Origin of the sequence: Moorena sp. SIO2C4, from assembly GCF_010672485.1 — a bacterium.
GTDB classification, from domain to species: Bacteria; Cyanobacteriota; Cyanobacteriia; order Cyanobacteriales; family Coleofasciculaceae; genus Moorena; species Moorena producens.
Genome location: NZ_JAAHGN010000251.1, coordinates 1 through 8,054, shown reverse-complemented (window position 1 = coordinate 8,054; position 8,054 = coordinate 1). Strand labels below are relative to the sequence as shown.

General features: G+C 43.0%; 4 protein-coding genes and 1 pseudogene. 2 read left to right on the top strand and 3 right to left on the bottom strand.

Going from position 1 to position 8,054, the window contains the following annotated elements; genetic code table 11:
- A partial coding sequence (locus F6K20_RS15075; protein WP_287295161.1) for an RNA-guided endonuclease TnpB family protein occupies positions 1-770 on the bottom strand: 770 nt, incomplete at its 3' end.
- A 434-nt stretch (positions 771-1,204) separates the two neighbouring features.
- Between F6K20_RS15075 and F6K20_RS15070 the strand changes: the two genes are divergently transcribed.
- Entirely contained in the window at positions 1,205-1,576 is a 372-nt protein-coding gene (locus tag F6K20_RS15070) for a zinc ribbon domain-containing protein (protein WP_008189603.1), read from the top strand.
- 267 nt (positions 1,577-1,843) lie between these two features.
- Here the strand turns inward: F6K20_RS15070 and nblS are convergent, their stop codons facing one another.
- Complete coding sequence (gene nblS, locus F6K20_RS15065) at positions 1,844-3,853, bottom strand: two-component system sensor histidine kinase NblS (protein ID WP_008189600.1); 2,010 nt, start codon at positions 3,851-3,853, stop codon at positions 1,844-1,846.
- A 719-nt stretch (positions 3,854-4,572) separates the two neighbouring features.
- A complete protein-coding gene (locus F6K20_RS15060) occupies positions 4,573-5,871 on the bottom strand; it encodes an MFS transporter (protein ID WP_008189599.1) in 1,299 nt (432 codons plus the stop codon).
- Between the two features lie 281 nt (positions 5,872-6,152).
- Here F6K20_RS15060 and F6K20_RS15055 point away from each other — a divergent pair.
- Positions 6,153-8,054: pseudogene (locus F6K20_RS15055) on the top strand (DUF2157 domain-containing protein); the annotation flags it as partial.

The following is an 8,054-nucleotide window of genomic DNA, read 5'->3' as shown; positions in this document are numbered from 1 at the left end:
TATAGTTTATGCAGGTAGTCTTGGCGGACATTTCCAATCTGTTCGTATACCTTAGCTACAATCTTTCTGGCCTTTTTGCGTCCATTGCTGCCTTTTTTCTTTCGGGCAGCGATACGCTGTTTTTTAGTCAGTTTCTTTTCGGACTTGGCTAAGTGCTTTGGATTCCCAAACTTGGAAGTTTTTTCGCCATCGTAGGTAATAGCAAAATCCTTAATACCCAAATCAATTCCGATCACATTTCCTTTTGTGGAAGGCTGCAAATCATCCGGCTCATATTCCATTAACACAGAAGCATAATATTTTCCAGATGGAGTCTTGCTAACGGTTACAGTTTTCATTTCTCCATCTAGTGGTCGATGGATTATTGCTTTGATAATGCCTAATCTTCCAGGGAACTTCAAGTAGTTGCCAACTTGTTTTACGTTCTGGGGATACTGAATTGATTGGCGATGATGATATGATTTGAACCTAGGATATTCAGCCCTACCCTCAAAGAAATTTTGATATGCACGACTAAGATTGAGACTCACGGATTGCAAAACCTGAGAGTAACAATCTTTTAGCCATTCAGTCTCTTTTTGTTTTTTGAGCTTTGGCAACATAGAGTTGAGTGCAGATTGTTTTAGCCCCTTGCCAGTTTCTTTGTAGGTTTCTATGCACTGATTCAAAGCATAGTTCCACCACCAACGAGCGCATCCAAAATGCTGAGCTAACACTTGAATTTGCTCTTGTGTGGGATAAATTCTAACTTTGACGGCTTTATGTTTCATTGCACTCAAACTTGTTGGAGATGAAACCTTAGAATAAAGAAGCCTTTATGGTTAGTCGGCTATGCATAAAAGGGTTAAATCTTTGTGATTAAGGCTTCTTTATTCTTACGGTAACTTCAAACTCGACCATGCTTAATATTATATGTATTTCACAGTAAGGTGTCAAGGGATAAAATAAATTTTCTGTCTCGCTATCCATCCTAGAGACGCGCGCCTTAGTAGAGTGGAGCCTTAATCAAACAGTTTTAACCCTTTTTCCCATAGCCGACCAACCATAAAGGCTCCACTCTACTTACGGTAACTTCAACACCCTGGAAGAGGGTGGGGAATTCCGCGAGTTTTGTTAAACGCTAAAGAGGCAAAGAAGGGAAATCAGCTGGATGTGCAAGACAGTTAAGATTAAGAAATGACTATTGAGAAATGACTAATGACTAATGATCAATTGTCCCAAATGCCATCAACCTATCAATAGCAAGGTGATTACCTGTCCCCATTGTGGAGCAATCCTTAAAGCCTATGGTCATCCGGGGATTACCTTACACCAAACCACAGGAAATACCCCCTTGTGTGAAACCTGTACCTATCATGCTGATGATACCTGCACCTTTCCCCAACGTCCCTATGCTAAGCAGTGTACCCTTTACGAGGATAGTTCCGAAAGTACCTCAGAGCCTGAGCAGATTTATAATCCCCAGCGTGGCTTACTTGAATCCGTCAGGCTTTGGGGTCAAAGGAACCCAGCCTTACTAGGTCTATTGGTATTAATCGCTGCTAGCTTTTTGCTAGCCCTGATGGCCACTAGTTAAAGTCAACTAGTACTCCGTCAAAATTGAATTGACGTAAGCATTCAGCTATCAGCGTGTCGCGTATCAGCTTATGGGCTATGGGCACGCTACTTGAGGTGCTTTTGAATAAAAGAGGTAAGGGACTTGCGTGTAAAAAAAATACCAATTAAAGTAGGGTGGGCAAAGTAATATTATTTAGAATAATCAAAAGAAACAAACTGTTTTTGCCCACCCTACAAGCTAGTACTCCGTCAAAATTTAATTGACTAGACATGATAGTACTAAGCGCTACGAAATTGACAGATTACTAGTAGCGGGTGAGTCGGTTGGTATGGTCTGTGAGGTGTCTACTTGCAAATGTTCTTTAACCGTAATTTTTTGTTCTTCACACACCTCTAAATCAAACCAGAATGTTGTCCCAACTCCCACTTCACTGACTAAGTTTACTCGGCTATGATGTCTTTCGATAATGTTTCTGACAATTGAAAGCCCCAATCCCGTCCCTTCCAGGGTATGAACTCGGTTTTCTACCCGGAAAAATCGGTCAAAAATCGCCTGTTGGTCTTCTGGAGCAATGCCAATTCCCGTATCCGAGATTTCAATTCGCACCCTGTCTTTTCCTTCTTTGGTATTGAGTTCGGGTTCTAATTGATAAGCACGAATTACCACTCGTCCACCAGACTCAGTGAATTTCAAAGAGTTGCCCACTAAATTAGCCAAGACTTGGAGCAACAAATCGTAGTGACCCATAACTGGTGGTAAATCTGGTTCAATCTCCTGAGCCAGTTCAATAGTTTGGTCACGAGCGTTGAGCTGATAAGTGCGCAGGGTTTGCTCTATAGGTCGAACAATGTCAAAGGGTTCGAGTTGATAAATTCGACAAGATTCCAGCCGTGATAAATCTAGGACATCGTTAACTAGACGGGTTAGTCGGTCAGTTTCCCGATTAGCCGTGTCAAGAAACTCCTTGCGCTTAGCTTCGCTAAGTTTTTCGTCGTAGTCGTGGAGGGTTTCGATAAATGATTTAATGTTAAATAGAGGTGTTCTGAGTTCGTGGGAAACATTGCTGATGAAATTGCTTTTTGCCTGATTAAGCTCCACCTCACGGGTGATATCCTGAACAGTGATAGCAATTCCCTTAATATTTTCCCGGTATTGGTTGAGTACCTTACTTAGGAGAATGCGAACGGTGCGAGAGACCGGTTTGGTCAGAGTAATACGAAACTCTTCACCTTCGCGGGATTCCCGTTCTGTTTCTGTCTGTTTATCCGCTGTAGCCATTTGATACAGCGGTCGTGTTAGTTCCATTGTGACCACATCAGGGAGATGGTATAGGACATTTTTACCGACAATGTCTTGCTCCTCCCAACCAAAAATCCGCCGTGCTGTCGGGTTGACTAACATTACCTGAAAATTGGTATCAATCAGTACAGCACCATCGGCAATTGTGGAAACTAGAGTCTCTAACTTAGCTTTTTCTGCGGTAAGTTCTTCAATATTTTGCTCCTCATAGCGTTCTAAACGCTCTGCCATGTCATTGAAGCTAGACACCAATTCCCTCAGTTCTACTCCCAAAGGCATCTCAATCCGCTGCTTGAAATTACCAGCAGCAATATTTCTCACCCCTACTAGTAGTTCTTTAATGGGCTTAGTGATAGTCAAGGCGTTCCCCACTGCACCTAAAATCACCATCACCCAGATCGAGATAAACACAGCAATGGTAACATTTCTTGTTAAATTGGAAGAAACCACCACCGTAGGGTTAGGGTTAATGCCCACAGCCAAAACCCCTAAGTATTTGTTTTCGTCAATTAAGGGAACAAACACATCAGTGACTTGACCATCAGGAGTCAGGTGCTGCCGTGCCATGGGCTGATCAGAGTTTTTGGCGTCGCCCTCGGGTAGCTCAATCCGACGCTTAATGGTTAAAGAATTCTTTACTTCTGCTGCGGAGAAAGGAATACCAAAGATTATTTCCCCATCCTCGTCAGCATAGATAATGTAACGCACACTGGAGGTGCTAGTGTAGAAGCGGCTGGAAAAGCGAGCTAGTTCGTCGAAATTATTTGCCGCAACATGAGGTTCAACGTTGGCAGCCAGCAAGAGACCGAGATCACGACCAAAGCGAGTGTCGTTCATCCTAGCATCCTGCTGAATCGTATTCACCGCCCAGAAGGTCAAGCCACTCATGAGCAATGAGACAACCAGAGTGGCTGCTGCCATTAGCTTGGTCTGGAGGGTAAACTCCGACCACCAATGCCTGATAATGTCGATAAGGGTTTTTAGCAAAGCTAGCAAGGTCAGTTCAACTCTCTCAACAGGGAAGACAACAACACTCCTTCCAAAGGTAGATGCTTTGCCACAATCAAAGCATCTACTTTTGGCTATCCTCCAATTATAAGGCCAGAAAACCTGACCTCTTGATGGGAAAATAAAGATGATAGTAAGCTATCAGCTATCAGCTATCAGCTATCAGCTATCAGCTATCAGCCATTGTCCTTAGGCCACGCTAAGCGAACAGTTTATGAGGAAAGTCACAGGTTATAAGCCTGTGCCACGCTACTGTTCACGCAGCACCTCAAGTAGCGCAATCGGTACTTTTAGGTGCGACCCGTGGCGAATTTAATTCTTAATGGGTCAAGCGCACCTTTGAATAAAATAAGCTGACGGCTGACGCCTGACTGCTGAATGCTTACAGATGATAGGTGATAGGTCATAGGTCATAGGTCATAGGTGTCGGGTTTTAGGACATCAAGCCTAATCCTAACCCAAGCAATATGATGCTTAATGCTTCACTATTAAATTTTAAAACTTCATTAATAAAGCAGAATTTTATTATTTTGATGCATAAACACTTAATTATGCTGCTTGAATACTCAATTAGTTGGCAAGATTACACTTATAGCAGTCGCCAGGGCAGTTAGGACATGACAAAAGTCTCAAAGCTAAGTATAGCAATAGTTTTACTTCTGACTTCTGACTTCTGACTTCTGACTTCTGCTATAACACCATTTGCCTCAAGCCTGATGCCTAACACCTATCACCTCATGACTCTTCTTGCCCAGATAGGACAAAATCCCAAGACCTAAGCCCACACTGCTAGCAGTCACTAACCAAAAACCACTGGTAAATTCTGGAGATTGATCCAATGCCCAACCTCCTAAAGACGGTCCAATAAAGTAACCTACTGCCCAACACTGAGATTCAAGGGAAAAGTAAACTCCTCGCAACGATTGTGGAGCTAAATCCCCCACCAAAGAAGAGGCAGAAGGGAGATAAATTACCTTAGCAAAAGCTAATAGTAACAAAGCACAAAGTGCTGGAATAACTGCCAACTTATAAACAACTCCTGTGAGCCAAACTAACACAAATCCTCCACACCACAGTAGTAAAGAAACCATCAGAACATTGGTGCGTTGAAACTGGTTTAGAAAGCGGGCAACAGGTAGTTGAAAAATGGCACCAAAGGCGACATGCCAGAAGAAAATAAGACTAATCGTTTCTGGAGCTAATCCGGTTTCTGTTCCTCCTCCTGGAACAAAATTGGCAAAATAGAGGGGCATAATGCTATTGAGTTGAGCATCATAGGTAGTGAAGAGAGTATTCCCTAGTAACCAAATCATCAAAAAGCGATCGCTTAGTGCTTGTTTCCAGGATTGGGTAGGGGATTGAGGCACCTCTTGAACGTTATTTGTTTCTGCGATCGCTAAATAAATGACAACGAAGAAAATCACATAAAAAATACTTTTGAGCACAAATAAAGTACGGTAACTGCCAGAAGCAGCAATTAACTGCCCTGCCCCAATAACTCCCAATCCTAGTCCTAAGCTATCAGCTAAACGAGTAACTGAAAAGGCTTCATTACGCTGAACAGGAGTGGTTAGATCGGTGACAACTGCCTCAGTAGGCGGCCAATATAGACCAATCCCTAAACCCATCAGTAAGTTAGCAATAACCAGAGTTGGGAAATTATAGGTAAACGCTAAACAAAGACTTGCTAGAGCAGAAACAGCTGCCGAGAGTAGCAAAGTTTTCTTGCGTCCCCAAAACTTGGAATCAGCCAAAGTCCCTGAAATCAAGCGTCCTAATACTCCAGAAATTGAAGAACTCCCTAGAGCCATCCCAACTTGGGTGGCGGATAAACCAATCTGATTAACAAAAAAAATCGAGGCATAAACTAAAGTAAACCCTTGACCGATGTGCAATAACAATCGACCGGTTGCCAGAATCCAAATCTCCTGCCTTAATGCTGGGAGCAAAGATAATAATTTATTGAGCAATTTCGGTAAGGTTAAAAGGTTGAGGGGTTGAGCCATTGAGCAGCATTTACAATTCTTTACATCTAAGTAAATAGTATAGGGTAATCGCAATAATTAATCAGGAAGCATTATGTTAACGACTATTGATCAAGACGTGCAATAGTGCTGATAATCAAGGCTTAATAGGGTCATAACTGCCAACCTTAAGATTCTATTGTGACAGTTGACAGGGTGGAATGTGGTATCTAGCAAGGTTCCGGCTCTTTAGTGGACAATAGTAACTACCTGTATCCTAAATCAGCCCCCCTTGCATTCCTATTTAACTAGGAATATTGCTTATGTCATCGCCACGGGAGGGTTCTATCACTATTGCCCTCAAGACCAATACTTCTCAGTCTAAACTGTTAGAAGCTTTAGCCCTATGGCAAGAGTTAGGTTTACTTTCTGAGACTAGCATCGACATCATATTTAAAACTAAAGCATCCCATCCCGCTCTTTTAGAGGGATTAGATGCTTGGTTACGTTTGGGTTTGCTTCAGGAAACCTTTGTTAAACGGTTGTGTCGAGAACATCTTACCTGTGCTTTACCAGAACCTAGTGTAACTCCAAAGGTTTCTGCTTTATCAGTCGCGAAACCAGCGCCTCAACTAGTGTCACCTTTAGCTAGTAATGACTTTGCACCGGAGACACCCAAACCTAAGAAACCCAACTGGATTGCTCAAATGTGGCAATCCCTTCAAGCAGAATTCAGTGTCCGCTGGTTGCTGTTTCTGGGTATGTTTATGGTGGTGGTATCCTCTGGGGTACTGGCTGCTAGTCAATGGGACAATTTCCCAGCTGCTGGACAGTATGGAGTATTGCTGGCCTATACCTTGAGCTTTTGGGGGATTAGTGCTTGGACAACGAAACAAGGGAATTTACCGTTAACAGCCCAAACCTTGCGAGTTGTCAGTCTGTTGCTGATCCCAGTCAATTTTTGGGCAATGGATGGCTTTGGCTTGTGGCGTCATCCCTTAAATTGGCTAGTGGTAGCAGTGGCGACAGTAGCACTAAGTGCGATAGTACTAAGTTCGATACTCTTAGGTCGCGGCTACGGGAACGGATTTTTACGATTACGACAACAACAATCATTCCCCTTACCGATTATTAATTATTTAGGTCTGAGTTACCTAAACTGGGGTTGGGGTATCCCTGGATTTCCCATAGGAGCAGTTTATTTGGGCATCGGTAGCACCATCGCTACCTTATATATAGAATCCAGAAAGAAAAATTCAGCGATTATTTTTGATGTTGCTGGCTTCCGCATCTTAGTTTATGGCATCGGCATCCTGCTATTTAGAGCAATTTTTGTCATAGGTGTCGATATTGAACAACTGGGGTTAGCGATTGGGATGTGTGGTTGGTTTCTCTACTGGCTATACCAAAAGCCTCAGGCACCATCTCTCCCGGTCTCCCCGTTTCCCCGTCTCCCTATGATTTGGTTAGGGGGTAGCTTGCTGGTGGTGGGTTGGTTAGTTTGTGTAGCAGCTGAGTTTCCTTGGCAAGCCATGATTGTCAGTGGGCTGGGGGTCTGGTTATTTGTCAATCGTTTACTAAAATTTTGGCGACGTTCCGATTTAGCCGCCATGTTAGCCATTGGTTTACAGATGGTTTGGCTTTCATGGCGATTGATTCCCCCATCAATACAAACCTGGCTACTGGAAACAGCAACTACGTTAACCCATTCCCAAGAAACTCCCTATGTATTGTTGAGTTTAGTACTGTTTCCCTATCTGGTTTTAATTGTTGGGTTAGCAGATTGGTTATATCAGCGCAAAAAACATGATCTGGCAGAATTTGCAGAAGTCATTGCTCTAGGAATAGGAGTTAATCTGACTACTCTGTGTTTTTCCAATCCCCTATTACTCACGATTAATGGTATTAATTCTGCTATAACTTTAGGGATTGTGACTCAGCGACGGGATAGGTTAGGGATTAAGCCTCATCTGCGCTTAAGGGTCTACCTAACCCACAGTACTGCGATCGCAACCGTTATCAGTGCCATTAACTATCTTTTTCCCAACCTACATCTAGGGGGCTTTTCAGCAATTTTATTAGCCCTGATGGTAGCAGAATGGAGCTTGAGTTTAAAGATGCCCGCTACTTCTGACTATGTCAAGATCTGGCGAGAGAGTGCTTGGCACTTAGGTTTAAGTTTAGCTGGTCTGAGTTATCTATTATTGTGTGTCAACTATAGTGCA